Below are 15,831 nucleotides of genomic sequence, written 5' to 3' on the forward strand. Positions count from 1 at the left end.
CCGCGAGTAGCGCAAACGGGCAGCCATTACCGCAATAAGGTAAACTGCCGCCATTTCATATCTATAACGATTCGCCTGATGCCCACGACGTTTCAAGAGATCCCCCGCGAACGCCCGGTCACGCCGCTGCTCGACCGTGCCGATACGCCTGCCGGCCTGCGCCGCCTGGCTGAAGCCGACCTGGAGAACCTGGCTGACGAACTGCGCCAGGAGCTGCTCTATACCGTTGGTCAGACCGGCGGGCATTTCGGTGCCGGCCTGGGCGTCATCGAGCTGACGATTGCCCTGCACTACGTTTTCGACACCCCGGACGACCGGCTGGTGTGGGACGTCGGTCATCAGGCCTATCCGCACAAAATCCTCACCGGTCGCCGCCAGCGCATGCACACCCTGCGCCAGAAAGACGGCCTCGCCGCCTTCCCGCGCCGCGCCGAGAGCGAGTACGACACCTTTGGCGTCGGCCATTCCAGCACCTCGATCAGCGCCGCCCTGGGCATGGCCATTGCCGCCCGCCTGCAGAACGACCCGCGTAAATCCATCGCGGTGATCGGTGACGGCGCGCTGACCGCCGGCATGGCTTTCGAAGCGTTGAACCACGCTCAGGAAGTGGATGCCGACATGCTGGTGATCCTCAACGACAACGACATGTCGATCTCGCGCAATGTCGGTGGCTTGTCCAACTACCTGGCCAAGATCCTTTCCAGCCGCACCTACTCCAGCATGCGTGAAGGCAGCAAAAAGGTTCTCTCGCGCTTGCCTGGCGCCTGGGAAATTGCCCGCCGCACCGAAGAGTACGCCAAGGGCATGCTGGTCCCCGGCACCCTGTTCGAAGAGCTGGGCTGGAACTACATTGGCCCGATCGACGGCCACGACCTGCCGACGTTGATCACCACCCTGCGCAACATGCGCGACCTCAAGGGGCCGCAGTTCCTGCACGTGGTCACCAAAAAAGGCAAAGGCTTCGCCCCGGCTGAGGTCGACCCGATTGGCTACCACGCCATTACCAAGCTTGAGCCTGTCGACGCACCGGTTGCCGCACCGAAAAAGGTCAGCGGCCCGAAATACTCGGCAGTGTTCGGCCAGTGGCTGTGCGACATGGCCGCCGCTGACGAGCGCTTGGTCGGTATTACCCCGGCAATGAAAGAAGGCTCTGATCTGGTGGCCTTCAGCGAGCGCTACCCTGAGCGTTACTTCGACGTGGCCATCGCTGAACAGCATGCAGTCACTCTCGCGGCCGGCATGGCCTGCGAAGGCGCCAAACCGGTAGTGGCGATCTATTCGACCTTCCTGCAGCGCGCCTACGATCAACTGATCCACGACGTTGCGGTACAGAATCTCGACGTACTGTTCGCCATCGACCGTGCCGGCTTGGTGGGCGAAGACGGTCCGACCCACGCTGGCAGTTTCGACCTGTCGTTCTTGCGCTGCATCCCCGGCATGCTGGTGATGACCCCGAGCGACGAGAACGAACTGCGCAAAATGCTCAGCACCGGCCACCTGTACAACGGCCCGGCGGCTGTTCGCTACCCACGCGGCAGTGGCCCGAACGCGACCATCGAGAACAACCTCGAACCGCTGGAAATCGGCAAAGGTGTGGTGCGCCGCCAGGGCAGCAAAGTCGCCCTGCTGGTGTTCGGCGTTCAACTGGCAGAAGCGCTGAAGGTCGCTGAACAGTTGGATGCAACTGTGGTTGACATGCGTTTTGTCAAACCGCTGGACGAGGCCTTGGTGCGCGACATGGCGGCAAGCCATGAGCTGCTGGTGACCATCGAAGAGAACGCCATCATGGGCGGTGCTGGTGCTGCGGTCAGCGAGTTCCTCGCCCGCGAAGCCATGCTCAAGCCGGTACTGCATCTGGGCCTGCCTGACGTCTATGTCGAGCACGCCAAGCCTGCGCAGATGCTGGCTGAATGCGGGTTGGACGCTAACGGCATTGAGACTTCGGTGCGTCAGCGCCTGCAATTGCTCGGTCTATGAGACTTTATCGCGGGGCAAGCCCGCTCCCACAGTTAGGTTGATTAACCCTTCTGTAGGAGCGGGCTTGCCCCGCGATAGCATTGGAAGCACCCATGAAACCCCTGCGCCTTGCCCCGCTCCTGCTGTGCCTGCCCACCGCCCTGCTGGCCGACCCCGTTGATCGCGACAGCGCTCTGAAGCTGTCCGACACGCTGATCAGCGCCAATCGCCAGGTTGAAGACCGCACACAATCGAGCACTGCCAACACCGTGTTCACCCGCGACGACATCGATCGCCTGCAGCCGTCCAGCGTCACCGACCTGCTGACCCGTGTTCCTGGGGTTCAGGTCTCGCGTACCGGCGGTCGCGGCAGCCTGCCGGGCATATTCATTCGCGGCACTAAATCGGCACAGAGCCTGGTACTGGTCGATGGGGTACGTATCGCCAATACCTCTTCTGGCGACAGTGGCCTGCAATTTCTCAACATCGACCAAGTCGAACGGGTCGAGGTGCTTCGTGGTTCACGCTCGGCCATCTATGGCAGCGACGCGATTGGCGGGGTGATTCAGATCTTTACCCGCCGCGCCGACAAGCCCGGCCTGCAAGCAAGGCTGCACCTGGGTGCCGGCAGCAACCAGACCTGGCAACGTGATGTCGGCCTTTCCGGCGGCAACGATCAAACCCGCTTCAATCTCTCGGCGGGCCTGGAAGAAAGCGCTGGCATCGATGCAACGACTACGTCCTACCCAGCGAACGGCGATCACGACGCTTACCGTAACAAGAGCTTTAACCTGAACCTCAGCCATGTCGTCAGCGACGCGCTGGAACTGGGGGTGAACCTGCTCGATAACCGTGGCCGCAGTGAATACGACAACCCGCCTTTCGACGCCAGTCAGCCATATTACGACTTCAACCTGAGTAGTGTTGGTACTTATGCCGACGCGCAGCTAAGTGATGCCTGGCATTCGCGCCTGGAGTTGGGCCATAGCGAGAACCGTGACACCAGACATGACCCGCTCCAGCCTAGCGAGTTCAATACCTATCGCGACGCAGTCAACTGGCACAACGACTTTAGCCTGAATGAGCGCAACAACCTGATTGTCGGTGGCGACTGGTACCAGGATCGCCTGCACACCAGCAGCCCTCTGAACGAAGATAGCCGCTGGAACCGCGCGGCCTTCATACAGCATCGTTACAAAGGCGAGCAATTCTCCACCGAATTGGGCGTGCGACGAGACCAAAACCAGCAATTTGGCAGCCAGAACAGCTGGAGTGCGAGCCTCACCCTACCGGTGAACCTGAGCAACGACTTGCTGCTGTCCTACACCGAAGGTTTCCGCGCACCGACCTTCAATGACCTCTATTTCCCGGGATACAGCAACCGCGATCTCAAGCCCGAGAGCTCCAAAAGCTACGAACTGCAGTGGCGCAGCCAGTTGAGTGAGACCACCCGCCTGGAAGCATCGCTGTACCGCACCGACCTGCAAAATGCGATTGTCCTCGACAGCAACTACATTCCGCAAAACGTCGGATCGGCACGGATCAATGGCTTCGAGGCCAGCCTGCATCAGCAATGGTTTGGCTGGCAAAGCAGCCTTGGTTTGTCGCTGATCGACCCGCGTGACCGCGAATCCGGCCACACTCTGGAACGCCGGGCACGCCGCACCCTCAGCCTGGACCTGGACCGGCAGTTCGATCGCCTGGGCCTGGGCGCCAGCTGGCAAGCGGTCAGCAGCAGCTATGCCGATGCCGACAACACCCGGACGCTCAGTGGCTACGGTTTGTTGGGCTTGCGCAGCAGCTGGAACCTCAGCGACGAAATCCGTCTGGAATTGAAAGCCGAAAACCTGCTGGATAAAACCTACAGCCGCGCTCAGTACAGCTACGGCAGCGGGTTTGCAGATTACCGCGAAGAGGGCCGTACCTGGTTGCTCGGCGTCACCTGGACACCGGCGCTGTAGCTTCCAGCGCCTGGCACAAGCGCGCGGTAGCTTCGATCATTTGCCCACTGGGACGTTCCAAGCCCTTGTCGGGTACTTGCAGCAAGCGCCCGTTACGCACTGCATCCACCTGTGGCCAGGCTTTCCAGGCGTCGAGCTGGGCTTGATTAGCGGCGAGAATTACCTGCGGGTCGCGCAATAGCACCGACTCCAGGCTTACCTGCGGCGCCGGCATCTTGAGGTCGGCGAATACATTGCGCGCACCGCACACCGCCAGCGCATCGCTGACAATCTGCGCAGCGCCGAGGGTGTACAGGGGCTTGTCCCATACCTGATAAAAAACCCGTAGCGGCTGCTCGCGATGGTAGCGCGTGCGCAGCGCCTGCAACTGCTCGCGCAACTGCTGAGCACGCTCGCGCCCTTGCTGCGCGCGCCCCAACTGCTCACCGATCGCCTCAATCTGATCGATCAACTCATCCAGGCTGTGGGGTTCGGCGCTGTAAACGGGAATACCCAGGCGCGCGAGCTGGTCGCGCTGTGCCGCCGGGACGCTGTCGGGCCACAGCAGCAAAAGATCAGGCTTGACGCTGAGCAGGCGCTCCATGTCGATCTGGCCATAGCGCCCGACCGAAGGCACCTGAGCCAAGGCCGGGAGACGCTCGCCACCCTTAAGCTGACCCACCAGCAGGTCGGCAGCGTGCAGTTCAACGACGATTTCCGACAACGAAGGTGCCAAGCTGACCACCCGCGTGGCCGCCATCAGTGGAGCGGCCAGTGTCAGCATTGCCAGCAGCAGAACGCCGCGCATCAACCCAGCTGACGCGGAATTCGATAGAGGTACATCAGCACCAGGCTGGACACTGCCAGAAGGATCTGCGGCACGGCTTCCAGCCCGACAAACACGGACAGCGCCGCTATCCACGCTGGCAGGCAAGCAAACAACATCCCCAGACGCCGAATACGCGCCAAGTCGATCCAGGCGCCCGGTTCGGCGTCAGTGTTCAAGGCTTTTTGCGTGGCGATCAGCGCATGCTTGTAGGCGCCAAAGCGCGGCAAGCTGAGAAACATCGAGGCCACACCGGCGATGAACATCGGCATGGCCAGCACCGGAATCAGTGCCTGACCACCGCCAAAAACCCATGCGAACACCAACAAAGGTGCCAGCGCCACCGCCAGGTACTGCCACCAGGCGAGCTCCAGACGACGGCGAACTTGCGCGCGGGTCACGCCCGGCCGGCCTCGCCCTGGTGCTCGTTACCCATCATGTGGCCGAGCTTGCCAGCCTTGGTGGCCAAGTAGTGTTTGTTGTGCGGATTGTGCCCGGTATGCAGCGGCACCCGCTCAGCAACCGGAATGCCCATGCCGGTGAGGGCTTTGACCTTGCGCGGGTTGTTGGTCATCAGTCGCAGCGACTTGACCCCCAGGTGCTCAAGCATTGGCAGGCACATGCCATAGTCACGCTGGTCGGCGGCAAAGCCCAGGCGCTCGTTGGCCTCGACCGTATCGGCGCCGCCATCTTGCAATTCATAAGCACGAATTTTGTTCAGCAGGCCAATGCCACGGCCTTCCTGACGCAGGTACAGCAGCACGCCACGGCCTTCGCGGGCGATGGCCTGCAATGCCGCCTCAAGCTGGGAGCCACAGTCACAGCGCTGGCTGAACAAGGCGTCACCTGTCAGGCACTCGGAATGCAAACGCCCCAGTACCGGTTGCCCGTCGGCTACATCACCCAGGCTGAGCACAACGTGCTCGCGGCCCGTGGCCTCATCGAGAAAACCATGCATGGTGAAAATCGCAAACGGGGTAGGCAGCTTGGAAGCGGCAACAAAGACGACGGGCACTTTGTGCTCCTGATTCGAAAACTTGGAAAATAAAGTGGACCGATTGTATCAGTATGTGGACCCGCTGCTCAGGCTGAATGTTTGTTCAAATCGATCGACAGGTACGATTTAACGTACTCAGGCCCTCAACCTTGTCGAACGGATAAGGTTGCGACCAATGGCTGAAGATCGCACGCAGTTCACCACTGGCAACCAGCTTTTCCATGCGCTGATCGAACAATGCCTGCAATGCACGGCCTCTATCCGTTTTGCCGAAGGCGAGGTACAGCGGCAATTCTGCGATGTGCGTACTGCGGAATTTGCTGCGCTCACCTTCTACCGCTTGGTCCAGTACGTAGTCGACTTCGGTTTGTGCATCGATATAGAAGTCGACACGCCCGCGCTCAAGCATCGGTAGGATTCCTTCCCGCCGCTGCACCTCGCGGTACTCACCGACTGTCGGCAAATAACACTGGTAGTCGTAGCCGCGCACCCAGGAAAGCTTGAACTGACCCAGGTTTTCCGGGGTTGGCAGCGGTTTGCTGGCCAGGCTCAGGGCGTAGATGTGGTCGGTGTCGAAATTCCAGCGCGGGTAGAGGTTGTCGGGGCTCTCTTCGTGATAGGAGCCCACCCAGGCATCGGCCTCACCGCGCTTGACCAGGCCGATGGCACGGCTGTAAGGGACGCTGAACACCACCACTTTGACGCCAGCGGGTTCGAATACCTTTCGTAGAATGTCCCAGGCGATGCCGGTGCCGTCGGCGTTGGTGTAATCCTCCCAACGCTCACTGGCCAATCGAACCTGCTTGGGCACCTCGATTGTCTCGTTGGCGTTAACGCCGCTGATGCCCAGCACCAGACTCAACAGGACCACTCGCCATCCACGCATCGTGCGACTCCCTTAAGTGACACTCCATACCAGCACCTGCATGCCCAACCAAGCAAAGACACCTGCCAGCACATCGTCAAGCATGATGCCGACGCCGCCATGGACATGACGGTCAACCCAGCGAATCGGCCACGGCTTGAGGATGTCGAAGAAGCGGAACATCAAAAAACCCGCCAACAACCACTGCCAGCCTTCGGGGACCAACCACAGGGTGATCCACATACCGACCATTTCGTCCCAGACAATGCCTTCATGGTCGTGCACACGCAAGTCATCGGCGACCTTGCCGCACAGCCAGAAGCCAAACAGCATGGTCAGACCAAGCATCAACCAATATCCCCAATCGGGCAACATTTGCCACAACGGGATGAACGGCAATGCCACCAGCGAACCCCAGGTTCCCGGCGCTTTGGGCAAGGTTCCGGAGCCGAAGCCGAACGCGAGAAAATGCCACGGATTGCGCCAGACCGACGGCGGAACGTTCTCCGCAGGCACCTGATTGGGGTGATCGGTCACGGTTGCTCCCTAAAATGTTGATAACCCCGGGTTTGCGGGGTGATGTCTTGCCCTTGACCATTGAGCAGGTGAACCCCCGCCCCGCTGGCAACCCGCCCCACCACATGGATCGACCAGCCGGCTGCAAGCAAAGGCGCCAGTTCCGCTTCAGGCAAGGTGAAAGCCAGTACGTAGTCGTCACCACCGGCCAGCGCTGCCTGGCGGGCGCCTTCAAGGCCGAAGAATGCTTGCAGCGCGGCAGACAAAGGCAAGCGCTCTAACTCAACCTGCAACGACACCTGCGACGCTTTGGCAATATGCCCGCAGTCGGCCAGCAAACCATCGGAGATATCCAGCGCAGACGTGGCTTTGCCACGCAGCGCCTGCCCCAGGGCCAGTTGTGGCTGCGGTGACCAGTAATGGGCGAGCAACGGCTCGGCGACTATCGGATCAGCCTGGCGCTGCGCGAGCACCAACGGCAAGGCGCCTGCAGCATTACCCAGCTCGCCGCCCACACACAGCAGATCGCCGGCATGTGCACCACTGCGCGTCAGGGCCTGGCCGACGGGTACGCGACCAAACACGGTCATCGTCAGGCTCAAGGGGCCGCGGGTGGTATCACCACCAATCAGGCTCAGGCGGCATGACTGCGCCATGTGATTGAGGCCCTTGGCATATGCCTGCAACCACTCGGCGTTGACGTCCGGTAGCGTCAGGGCAAGGGTAAAACCGACGGGGGTAGCCCCCATGGCTGCCAGATCACTGGCGGCAACGGCCAGCGAGCGCTGACCGAGCAGAAAAGGATCGCTGACAGCCGGGAAATGCACCCCAGCCACCAGCGTGTCGGTGGAGATCGCCAGTTGTTCACCGGCCGGCAGGTTGAGCAAGGCACAGTCATCGCCAATGCCCAACGCAACCGCTTCGCCGCCTTGCGCGCAAGGCGCAGCGGCGAAGTAATGGCGAATCAGCTCGAACTCACCCATTGGCAATCAGCGCCGAGATCAGCGCTTGAACGCCTTTACTTCGGCTTCACGCAGCCGTGGAGCCAGCTTGTCGAGCACACCATTGACGAACTTGTGACCGTCGGTAGCACCGAAGACTTTGGCCAGCTCGACGCCTTCGTTGATGACAACGCGGTAAGGCACGTCGGCGCGCTTGATGAACTCCCAGGTAGACAGACGCAGAACCGCCAGTTCGACCGGGTCAAGCTCTTCAAGGGCCAGGTCCAGGCAAGGAGCCAGGGCCTTGTCGATTTCCTGCACCATTACCGGAACCCCGTGCAGGATTTCGCGGAAATAGGCACCGTCGACATCGGTGAAATCGTTATCGACCCGGAACTGCGCTTCGATCTCGTTCAGCGACTGCCGAGCCATGTGCCATTGATACAGGGCCTGAGTCGCGAGCTGACGGGCTTCGCGACGCTTGGCGCTCTTCGATGGCTTGCCAGCATCCGCAGGTTTTGGATCGCGCGGGTTGAAACGATCGTGCTCGTCGCTAATCACTTGGCCTCCAACTGCGCCAGCAGACTAACCATTTCCAGAGCGGACAGGGCAGCTTCAGCGCCCTTGTTGCCGGCCTTGGTGCCGGAACGCTCAATGGCCTGTTCGATCGAGTCGACAGTCAGGACACCGAATGCAACCGGTACGCCGAACTCCATGGACACCTGGGCCAGGCCCTTGGTGCATTCGCCCGCCACGTATTCGAAATGCGGGGTACCGCCACGGATCACAGCGCCCAAGGCGATGATCGCAGCGTATTCGCTTTGCTGGGCGACTTTCTGTGCCACCAGCGGGATTTCGAAAGCACCCGGTGCACGGATGATGGTGATGTCGCTTTCGCTCACGCCATGGCGAACCAGGGCATCAACGGCACCGCTTACCAGGCTTTCGACGACGAAGCTGTTAAAGCGGCCAACCACCAAAGCATAGCGACCTTTGGGGGCAATGAAGGTACCTTCGATGGTCTTCAGGGTCATTGCGCAGTTCTCATCTTAAAGAGCCAGGCCGCAAAGGGCGGCCTGTAGGGGTTTGGGACACGAATGGCAGTGCGACGAAGCGCCTGCTTTATTCGGAGGGCACGTATTCTACAACTTCCAGATCGAATCCGGATATCGCATTGAACTTCATTGGCGAACTCATCAGGCGCATTTTGCGCACGCCGAGGTCACGCAGAATCTGCGAACCGGCACCGACGGTGCTGTAAGTGGTCGGGGCTTTCGCCGGTGCGGCGTCGGCGCTTTCGCGGATATGCGCCAGCAGCACATCGCCTTCCAATGGGTGACCGAGCAGCAGCACCACACCGCTACCGGCCTCGGCAACCGCGCTCATAGCGGCGCGCAGGCTCCAACGGCCAGGTTGCTTGACCATCAATAGGTCACGCAGCGGGTCCATGTTGTGTACCCGCACCAGGGTCGGTTCTTCAGCGCAAATGTTGCCCAAAGTCAGGGCCATGTGCACGTCACCTTCGACCGAATCACGGTAGGTCACCAGCTTGAAACTGCCCAGCTCGCTGTCCAGCGGCTGCTCAGAAACCCGCTGAACGGTACGCTCGTGGATCATGCGGTAGTGGATCAGGTCGGCGATGGTGCCGATTTTGATGCCATGCTCGGCGGCAAATACTTCCAGTTCCGGACGACGCGACATGGTGCCGTCGTCATTCATCACTTCGCAAATGACACCGCTTGGCTCGAACCCAGCCATACGCGCCAGGTCGCAGGCGGCTTCAGTATGGCCTGCACGGGCCAAGGTGCCGCCAGGCTGGGCCATCAGCGGGAAGATGTGGCCAGGGCTGACGATGTCTTCAGCCTTGGCATCACGGGCCGCGGCCGCCTGCACAGTGCGCGCACGGTCAGCGGCGGAGATACCGGTGGTCACGCCTTCGGCGGCTTCGATCGACACCGTGAACTTGGTGCCGAAGCCCGAGCCATTACGCGGTGCCATCAGCGGTAGCTTGAGCGTTTCGCAACGCTCGCGCGACATTGGCATGCAGATCAGGCCACGGGCGTGCTTGGCCATGAAGTTGATGTGCTCGGCCTTGCAGCACTCGGCGGCCATGATCAGGTCGCCTTCGTTCTCGCGGTCTTCGTCATCCATGAGGATGACCATTTTGCCCTGGCGGATGTCTTCAACCAGTTCTTCGATGCTGTTGAGCGCCACGCGGCACCCCCTTTCAAATCAGGATTTCAGGTAGCCGTTAGCGGCCAGGAAGCTTTCGGTAATGCCGCCGCCATTGCTGGATTCGGCAGCTTTGTCACCCAGCAGCAAACGCTCCAGGTAACGGGCCAGCAGGTCGACCTCAAGGTTCACCCGACGACCTGGACGGTAGTCGGCCATGATGGTTTCGGCCAGGGTATGCGGGACGATGGTCAGCTCGAATTCGGCGCCATCGACGACATTCACCGTCAGGCTAGTGCCATCAACGGTGATCGAGCCCTTGTGGGCAATGTACTTGGCCAGCTCTTTCGGGGCACGGATGCGGAACTGGATGGCGCGGGCGTTATCGCTGCGCGAAATCACTTCGCCTACACCGTCAACGTGACCGCTGACCAGGTGACCACCCAGACGGGTGGTGGGGGTCAAGGCTTTTTCCAGGTTGACCCGGCTACCGCTCTTGAGGTCGTCAAACGCGGTGCATTCCAGGGTTTCCCGGCTGACGTCAGCCCAGAAGCCGTCGCCAGGCAGCTCGACAGCAGTCAGGCACACGCCGTTGACGGCGATACTATCGCCCAACTTGACGTCGCCCAGGTCGAGCTTGCCGGTTTCGACATACACGCGCACGTCGCCGCCTTTTGGGGTCAGCGAGCGGATGCTGCCTATGGATTCGATGATGCCGGTGAACATGAGTCCTCCTCGAGAACAGGGCTGCGCATGGCTAGCCTGGAATTATACGCCGGGCGCCGGCACAGGAACCGCAGTGACTCGCCAGTCATCGCCTACTGCGCGCATTTCAGTAATTTTCAGGTGTGCCGCCTCGTTCATGTGGTTCAGCGGCCAGTCCAGTAACGGGCGGGCGCTGGAACCGAGAAACTTGCCGGCCACAAAAATCTGGTACTCGTCGATCAGGCCGCGCTGGGCAAAAGCTCCCACCAGGCCTGCACCGGCCTCAAGCAGCACCTCGCTGACACCGCGGACGGCCAGCTCGCGGAGCAAGGCAGGCAGATCAACCTGCCCGTTTTCACCCGGCAGGCTCAGCAGTTCATGGCCGGCCTCGGCATAACGCGCTTCGACCGCTGCGGCAGTCACCACCAGCGCTGGCCCAACGGTGAAGAACGGCGCATCAAGCGGCAGACGCAAGCGCCCGTCGATCAACACGCGCAAGGGGGGACGCGCCAGGGCCAACGCCGTGGTTTCCAGGTCCAGGCCCAGCTCTTCGCCGCGTACGGTCATCCGCGCATTGTCGGCCAACACGCTTTGGGCGCTGGTCAGTACCACGCTGGAGCGCGCCCGCAGGCGCTGCACGGCGGAGCGAGCGGCCGGCCCGGTGATCCATTGGCTTTCGCCATTAGCCATGGCGGTGCGGCCGTCGAGACTCATCGCCAGTTTCGCCCGCACGAACGGGACACCAAACTCCATGCGCTTGAGAAACCCAGGGTTGAGTGCCCGCGCCTCAGCTTCAAGGACGCCGCTGGCGACCTCGATACCGGCTGCGGCCAGACGCTGCAGGCCTTGCCCCGCCACTTGCGGATTGGGGTCTTGCATGGCGGCCACCACTCGCGCGACACCCGCCTTGACCAACGCCTCGGCACACGGCGGCGTACGCCCGTGGTGGCTGCAAGGCTCAAGCGTGACATAGGCGCACGCGCCGCGGGCCAGCTCGCCGGCCTGACGCAAGGCGTGCACTTCGGCATGCGGCTCACCTGCACGGACATGCCAGCCTTCACCGACAATCTGGCCGTCGCGAACGATCACGCAGCCGACGCGCGGATTCGGGTGGGTCGAATACACGCCCTTACGGGCCAGCTCCAAGGCTCGGGCCATGTAGTGGGCATCGAGTACCGCGCGTTCGTTGGCCATAGTCATTCTTTTGCGGGCTCACGGGCCAGGCGTTCGATCTCTTCACGAAATTCGTTGAGATCCTGAAAACGTCGGTACACCGAAGCGAAGCGGACATAGGCGACTTCATCGAGCTTCTGCAGCTCGTTCATCACCAGTTCGCCCACCACCAACGACTTGACCTCACGCTCGCCAGTCGCCCGTAGCTTGTGCTTGATGTGCGCCAGCGCCGCCTCGAGTCGCTCGACGCTGACCGGTCGTTTTTCCAAGGCGCGCTGCATTCCGGCGCGCAGTTTTTCTTCGTCGAAGGGTTGGCGGCTGCCGTCTTGTTTGATCAAGCGGGGCAGCACCAGCTCGGCGGTTTCGAAGGTGGTGAAACGCTCACCGCAGGCTACGCATTCGCGCCGACGGCGCACTTGCTCGCCCTCGGCAACCAGTCGCGAGTCGATGACCTTGGTGTCGTTGGCACCGCAGAAGGGACAGTGCATGGTGGCAGGCAACAAAAAAAGGGAGGGCCATGGTAGCGCATCCCACTGGCAAGACAAGCCAAAGGGGTTACCATCCACTGAGGAAATATGTCGCGAAGGAATTCCCCATGCCATTTCGAGCGCTTGTTGTGCTCAGTTTTGCCGCCTTGCTGGCAGCCTGTAGCAGCGATCAACCACAGCCTGCGCCGGAGCCAAAAGCCCCGGTCGCCAGCAAAACCGCGAAACCGCTCGGCCCCTTGCCAGCATATCAACGTGAATTGAGCGGCACCTTGCTGAATGTGCCATCAGGCGCCGAAGTCGAACTGGCCCTGCTGGTCATCGATGAACGCGGCCGCCCGCAAAACCTATTGGCCAGCAGCACGATCAGCGGTAACGGCCTGGACCTGCCCTATCAACTGCGCTTCAGCCCCGAGGCCTTTCCGGCGGGTGGCCGGGTCGAACTGCGCGGGCGGGCCAGCAAGTCCGGGCAGCTGATCCTGCACCTGCCGCCTGTGCGCATTTTCCAGGCACAAACCCAGGCCACCGGCCCCCTGCGCTTCGAAAAGGCCCCATGATGGCACCTGCGTCTTTACAACACGCGTTGGGTGAACTGCTAGGCGATGCCCGCCTGGTGGTAAGCGATCTACCAGAGTGCGCGCTCAAACTGTGGTTGATCGATGCCCAGAACATGGACCGCGAGTTCAGCGCCGATGAAACCCGCCGCATTCTCCACGAACCACCCTACTGGAGTTTTTGCTGGGCCAGCGGCCTGGCCATGGCCCGTTATCTAGATCAGCACCGCCATTGGGTCGAAGGCAAGCGGGTGCTGGATTTTGGCGCAGGCTCGGGCATTGCTGGCATTGCTGCCGCACGCGCCGGCGCCCTGGAAGTAGTTGCTTGCGATCTTGACCCGCTGGCGCTGGAAGCCTGCCGGGCGAATGCCGAACTCAACGGTGTGGAACTGAGCTACTCCGACGATTTTTTCCAGGAAGCCGACCGCTTTGACCTGATTCTGGTGGCCGATGTGCTGTATGACCGTGCCAACCTGCCGCTGCTTGATGAGTTTCTCACCCGTGGCCGGCAGGCCCTGGTGGCCGACTCGCGCGTGCGCGACTTCAGCCACCCGCTGTACCAACCGCTTGGCGTGCTGGAAGCGCTGACCCTGCCTGACCTGGCCGAACCCCATGAATTCCGCCGGGTCAGCCTGTACCACGCCAGCCGCCAGCCTTTATAGTGATGCCATTCACGGATTTTCGAGAGTCGCGATGAGCCCTGCAACCCCGTACATTTTCGACGCCACTGCGGCCGACTTCGATCAGTCGGTCATTCAGAACTCCTTCCACAAACCGGTCCTGGTCGACTTCTGGGCCGAGTGGTGTGCCCCCTGCAAGGCGCTGATGCCACTGCTCGCGCAAATCACCGAGAGCTACCAAGGTGAACTGTTGCTGGCCAAGGTGAACTGCGACATCGAACAAGACATCGTTGCCCGCTTCGGCATTCGCAGCCTGCCAACCGTGGTGCTGTTCAAAGACGGCCAACCGGTGGATGGCTTTGCCGGTGCCCAGCCCGAGTCGGCGATCCGTGCCTTGCTCGAACCGCATGTACAAATGCCACCACCAGCCGCTGCCGACCCGCTGGAGCAGGCTCAGGCGATGTTTGCAGAAGGGCGTTTCAGCGAAGCCGAAGCAACCCTCAAGGCGCTATTGACCGAAGACAACACCAATGCCAGTGCGTTGATCCTCTATGCCCGCTGCCTGGCCGAGCGCGGTGAGCTGGGCGAAGCCCAAACCGTACTCGATGCGGTCAAAAGTGATGAACACAAGGCCGCTCTGGCCGGTGCCAAGGCGCAACTGACCTTCCTGCGCCAGGCTGCCAGTTTGCCGGAAGTGGCTGACCTTAAAGCGCGCCTGGCGCAAAACAGCGAAGACGATGAAGCCGCTTATCAGCTGTGCATTCAGCAGCTGTCGCGTCAGCAGTACGAAGCGGCGCTGGATGGCATGCTCAAACTGTTCATGCGTAATCGTGGCTATGAAGGTGGCTTGCCGCACAAGACCCTGCTGCAAGTGTTCGATTTGCTGGGTAATGACCACCCACTGGTAGGAACCTATCGCCGCAAGCTGTTTGCCGCGCTGTACTGACTTATACCGGTAGCAGCGGGCTTGCCCCGCGATTGCGGAGTGCCTGTCACATCGCATCGCGGGGCAAGCCCGCTCCTACCCTAGCCAGTGATACACCGGTGCATCTGCGCCGCTTTCCACTTTCACTTCGGCGCTGTGACGCAAGCGCACCAGCAGGCGTTTACCCGCTGCCGTACTGCCCGCCAACCCTTCCAGATGCTCCAATAACTCAGGGCCACTGAGCTGCCCGGCCTTGCGCAGCACCTCTCGAGCCGCCTGCCAAAGCGCATCATCCGGCCGACTGCTGGCCACCGATGTCACCGCCGCAGCCGTCGCGACCGGCGCCACCGCCGTCAGTTGCCCGCCCAACTGCGCCCATTCCGCCGGGTCCAGCTCCAGGGTCAAATCCACCGGCCAGTCACCGATATGTCCATGAATTCGCACGGTCGTGTCCTCTGCTCACTAACGGGCTCAATGCTCCCACGCCAACGACCCGCCGCCAAGCACGCTAGCAAGTACGGAATAACTTGTTATAACATAACCAAATCTGTTCTATGCCCTCGTGGAGTCTTGCCCATGCGTCGCCTGTTCCTCGCCTTGCCGCTTGCTTTGTTACCTCTGGCCGCAGCCCATGCCCATGAGGACCACGACCATGATCACGACCACGGCAGCCTCGCCGCCCATGAACATGGCGTTGCCCGCCTTAATGCTGTACTCGATGGCAAGACACTGGAGCTGGAACTGGACAGCCCGGCGATGAACCTGGTTGGTTTCGAACATGTGGCCAGCAGCGATGCCGATAAGGCCAAGGTCGCCGCCGTACGCAGTCAACTTGAGCAGCCATTGACCCTGTTCACCCTGGCCAAGTCTGCAAACTGCAGTATCAGTGACCAAGAATTGCAAAGTCCGCTGTTCGGCGACACACCGGCGGTCGATGAAGACGGGCATGATCACAGCGACATCAATGCGCACTACCGCTTCATCTGCGAGAACCCCGATCAGCTCAAAGCGCTCGACCTAGGCCCGTTGTTCAACGCCTTCCCCGCTACCCGGAAAATTCAGCTACAACTGATCGGGCCCAGCGGCCAGCAAGGTGTCGAAGCGACTCCGGACAAGGCCACCCTTACCTTCTAATAGCCCTTTTGCAGCGAAGCGC

The 15,831-nt window shown here is 61.3% G+C and carries 19 protein-coding genes; 6 read left to right on the top strand and 13 right to left on the bottom strand.

The window, feature by feature from the left end; genetic code table 11:
• Window positions 1-78 precede the first annotated feature (78 nt).
• Together dxs and E1573_RS02950 are read left to right on the top strand one after the other, a co-directional pair.
• Window positions 79-1,977, top strand: coding sequence for a 1-deoxy-D-xylulose-5-phosphate synthase (gene dxs, locus E1573_RS02945; protein ID WP_133210506.1), 1,899 nt, complete (start codon window positions 79-81; stop codon window positions 1,975-1,977).
• 92 nt (window positions 1,978-2,069) lie between these two features.
• Window positions 2,070-3,917 (top strand): TonB-dependent siderophore receptor, encoded by a 1,848-nt coding sequence (locus E1573_RS02950; protein ID WP_133210508.1) that lies wholly within the window; start codon window positions 2,070-2,072, stop codon window positions 3,915-3,917.
• On the opposite strand, the gene E1573_RS02955 is transcribed toward E1573_RS02950, so the two are convergent.
• The 12 genes from E1573_RS02955 to nrdR all read right to left on the bottom strand — a co-directional run bounded on the left by E1573_RS02955 (window position 3,895) and on the right by nrdR (window position 12,579).
• Window positions 3,895-4,704: a cobalamin-binding protein gene (locus tag E1573_RS02955; RefSeq protein WP_133210510.1), complete on the bottom strand. Its 810-nt coding sequence runs from the start codon at window positions 4,702-4,704 to the stop codon at window positions 3,895-3,897. The genes E1573_RS02950 and E1573_RS02955 overlap by 23 nt on opposite strands.
• A complete protein-coding gene (locus E1573_RS02960) occupies window positions 4,704-5,123 on the bottom strand; it encodes an MFS transporter (RefSeq protein WP_133210512.1) in 420 nt (139 codons plus the stop codon). The genes E1573_RS02955 and E1573_RS02960 overlap by 1 nt, the downstream gene beginning before the upstream one ends.
• Window positions 5,120-5,737 (bottom strand): GTP cyclohydrolase II, encoded by a 618-nt coding sequence (gene ribA / locus E1573_RS02965; protein WP_133210514.1) that lies wholly within the window; start codon window positions 5,735-5,737, stop codon window positions 5,120-5,122. The genes E1573_RS02960 and ribA overlap by 4 nt, the downstream gene beginning before the upstream one ends.
• An 85-nt stretch (window positions 5,738-5,822) precedes the next feature.
• On the bottom strand, window positions 5,823-6,605 hold the full coding sequence (locus E1573_RS02970) for an ABC transporter substrate-binding protein (RefSeq protein ID WP_133210516.1): 783 nt from the start codon (window positions 6,603-6,605) through the stop codon (window positions 5,823-5,825).
• A gap of 12 nt (window positions 6,606-6,617) precedes the next feature.
• A complete protein-coding gene (locus E1573_RS02975) occupies window positions 6,618-7,121 on the bottom strand; it encodes a phosphatidylglycerophosphatase A (RefSeq protein WP_038606274.1) in 504 nt (167 codons plus the stop codon).
• Window positions 7,118-8,083 (bottom strand): thiamine-phosphate kinase, encoded by a 966-nt coding sequence (thiL, locus tag E1573_RS02980; RefSeq protein ID WP_133210518.1) that lies wholly within the window; start codon window positions 8,081-8,083, stop codon window positions 7,118-7,120. The genes E1573_RS02975 and thiL overlap by 4 nt, the downstream gene beginning before the upstream one ends.
• 18 nt (window positions 8,084-8,101) lie before the next feature.
• A complete protein-coding gene (nusB, locus tag E1573_RS02985; protein WP_133210520.1) occupies window positions 8,102-8,602 on the bottom strand; it encodes a transcription antitermination factor NusB in 501 nt (166 codons plus the stop codon).
• Window positions 8,599-9,075 (bottom strand): 6,7-dimethyl-8-ribityllumazine synthase, encoded by a 477-nt coding sequence (ribE, locus tag E1573_RS02990; RefSeq protein ID WP_028944446.1) that lies wholly within the window; start codon window positions 9,073-9,075, stop codon window positions 8,599-8,601. The genes nusB and ribE overlap by 4 nt, the downstream gene beginning before the upstream one ends.
• A gap of 88 nt (window positions 9,076-9,163) precedes the next feature.
• A complete protein-coding gene (gene ribBA, locus E1573_RS02995; protein WP_133210522.1) occupies window positions 9,164-10,255 on the bottom strand; it encodes a bifunctional 3,4-dihydroxy-2-butanone-4-phosphate synthase/GTP cyclohydrolase II in 1,092 nt (363 codons plus the stop codon).
• Window positions 10,256-10,273: 18 nt separating this feature from the next.
• Entirely contained in the window at window positions 10,274-10,939 is a 666-nt protein-coding gene (locus E1573_RS03000) for a riboflavin synthase (RefSeq protein ID WP_133210524.1), read from the bottom strand.
• Window positions 10,940-10,981: 42 nt separating this feature from the next.
• Window positions 10,982-12,112: a bifunctional diaminohydroxyphosphoribosylaminopyrimidine deaminase/5-amino-6-(5-phosphoribosylamino)uracil reductase RibD gene (gene ribD, locus E1573_RS03005; protein ID WP_133210526.1), complete on the bottom strand. Its 1,131-nt coding sequence runs from the start codon at window positions 12,110-12,112 to the stop codon at window positions 10,982-10,984.
• A 2-nt stretch (window positions 12,113-12,114) separates the two neighbouring features.
• Window positions 12,115-12,579: a transcriptional regulator NrdR gene (nrdR, locus tag E1573_RS03010; protein WP_133210528.1), complete on the bottom strand. Its 465-nt coding sequence runs from the start codon at window positions 12,577-12,579 to the stop codon at window positions 12,115-12,117.
• A 107-nt stretch (window positions 12,580-12,686) separates the two neighbouring features.
• On the opposite strand from nrdR, the gene E1573_RS03015 reads away from it, so the two are divergent.
• From E1573_RS03015 to trxA, 3 genes are read left to right on the top strand one after another with little or no spacing between them, the layout of a single operon-like run.
• A complete protein-coding gene (locus E1573_RS03015) occupies window positions 12,687-13,133 on the top strand; it encodes a hypothetical protein (protein ID WP_133210530.1) in 447 nt (148 codons plus the stop codon).
• The gene (locus E1573_RS03020; RefSeq protein ID WP_133210532.1) at window positions 13,133-13,792 is read left to right on the top strand and encodes a methyltransferase; all 660 of its coding nucleotides are present in this window, start codon (window positions 13,133-13,135) and stop codon (window positions 13,790-13,792) included. The genes E1573_RS03015 and E1573_RS03020 overlap by 1 nt, the downstream gene beginning before the upstream one ends.
• Window positions 13,793-13,823: 31 nt before the next feature.
• A complete protein-coding gene (trxA, locus tag E1573_RS03025; protein ID WP_133210534.1) occupies window positions 13,824-14,696 on the top strand; it encodes a thioredoxin in 873 nt (290 codons plus the stop codon).
• 75 nt (window positions 14,697-14,771) lie between these two features.
• On the opposite strand, the gene E1573_RS03030 is transcribed toward trxA, so the two are convergent.
• Complete coding sequence (locus tag E1573_RS03030) at window positions 14,772-15,119, bottom strand: hypothetical protein (protein ID WP_133210536.1); 348 nt, start codon at window positions 15,117-15,119, stop codon at window positions 14,772-14,774.
• 132 nt (window positions 15,120-15,251) lie between these two features.
• Here E1573_RS03030 and E1573_RS03035 point away from each other — a divergent pair, with 132 nt between their 5' ends.
• Window positions 15,252-15,809: a DUF2796 domain-containing protein gene (locus E1573_RS03035; protein WP_133210538.1), complete on the top strand. Its 558-nt coding sequence runs from the start codon at window positions 15,252-15,254 to the stop codon at window positions 15,807-15,809.
• Window positions 15,810-15,831: the final 22 nt, after the last annotated feature.

The organism is Pseudomonas sp. H9 (genome assembly GCF_004353925.1).
Lineage (GTDB): Bacteria > Pseudomonadota > Gammaproteobacteria > Pseudomonadales > Pseudomonadaceae > Aquipseudomonas.

Bases quoted from the DNA above. Each gene is read 5' to 3' on its own strand.
- E1573_RS03000 (WP_133210524.1), bottom strand. From the start codon at position 10,939: ATGTTCACCGGCATCATCGAATCCATAGGCAGCATCCGCTCGCTGACC.
- dxs (WP_133210506.1), top strand. From the start codon at position 79: ATGCCCACGACGTTTCAAGAGATCCCCCGCGAACGCCCGGTCACGCCG.
- ribE (WP_028944446.1), bottom strand. From the start codon at position 9,075: ATGACCCTGAAGACCATCGAAGGTACCTTCATTGCCCCCAAAGGTCGC.
- E1573_RS02970 (WP_133210516.1), bottom strand. From the start codon at position 6,605: ATGCGTGGATGGCGAGTGGTCCTGTTGAGTCTGGTGCTGGGCATCAGC.
- E1573_RS03035 (WP_133210538.1), top strand. From the start codon at position 15,252: ATGCGTCGCCTGTTCCTCGCCTTGCCGCTTGCTTTGTTACCTCTGGCC.
- E1573_RS03015 (WP_133210530.1), top strand. From the start codon at position 12,687: ATGCCATTTCGAGCGCTTGTTGTGCTCAGTTTTGCCGCCTTGCTGGCA.
- trxA (WP_133210534.1), top strand. From the start codon at position 13,824: ATGAGCCCTGCAACCCCGTACATTTTCGACGCCACTGCGGCCGACTTC.
- E1573_RS03020 (WP_133210532.1), top strand. From the start codon at position 13,133: ATGGCACCTGCGTCTTTACAACACGCGTTGGGTGAACTGCTAGGCGAT.
- E1573_RS02950 (WP_133210508.1), top strand. From the start codon at position 2,070: ATGAAACCCCTGCGCCTTGCCCCGCTCCTGCTGTGCCTGCCCACCGCC.
- thiL (WP_133210518.1), bottom strand. From the start codon at position 8,083: ATGGGTGAGTTCGAGCTGATTCGCCATTACTTCGCCGCTGCGCCTTGC.
- ribD (WP_133210526.1), bottom strand. From the start codon at position 12,112: ATGGCCAACGAACGCGCGGTACTCGATGCCCACTACATGGCCCGAGCC.
- E1573_RS02955 (WP_133210510.1), bottom strand. From the start codon at position 4,704: ATGCGCGGCGTTCTGCTGCTGGCAATGCTGACACTGGCCGCTCCACTG.
- nrdR (WP_133210528.1), bottom strand. From the start codon at position 12,579: ATGCACTGTCCCTTCTGCGGTGCCAACGACACCAAGGTCATCGACTCG.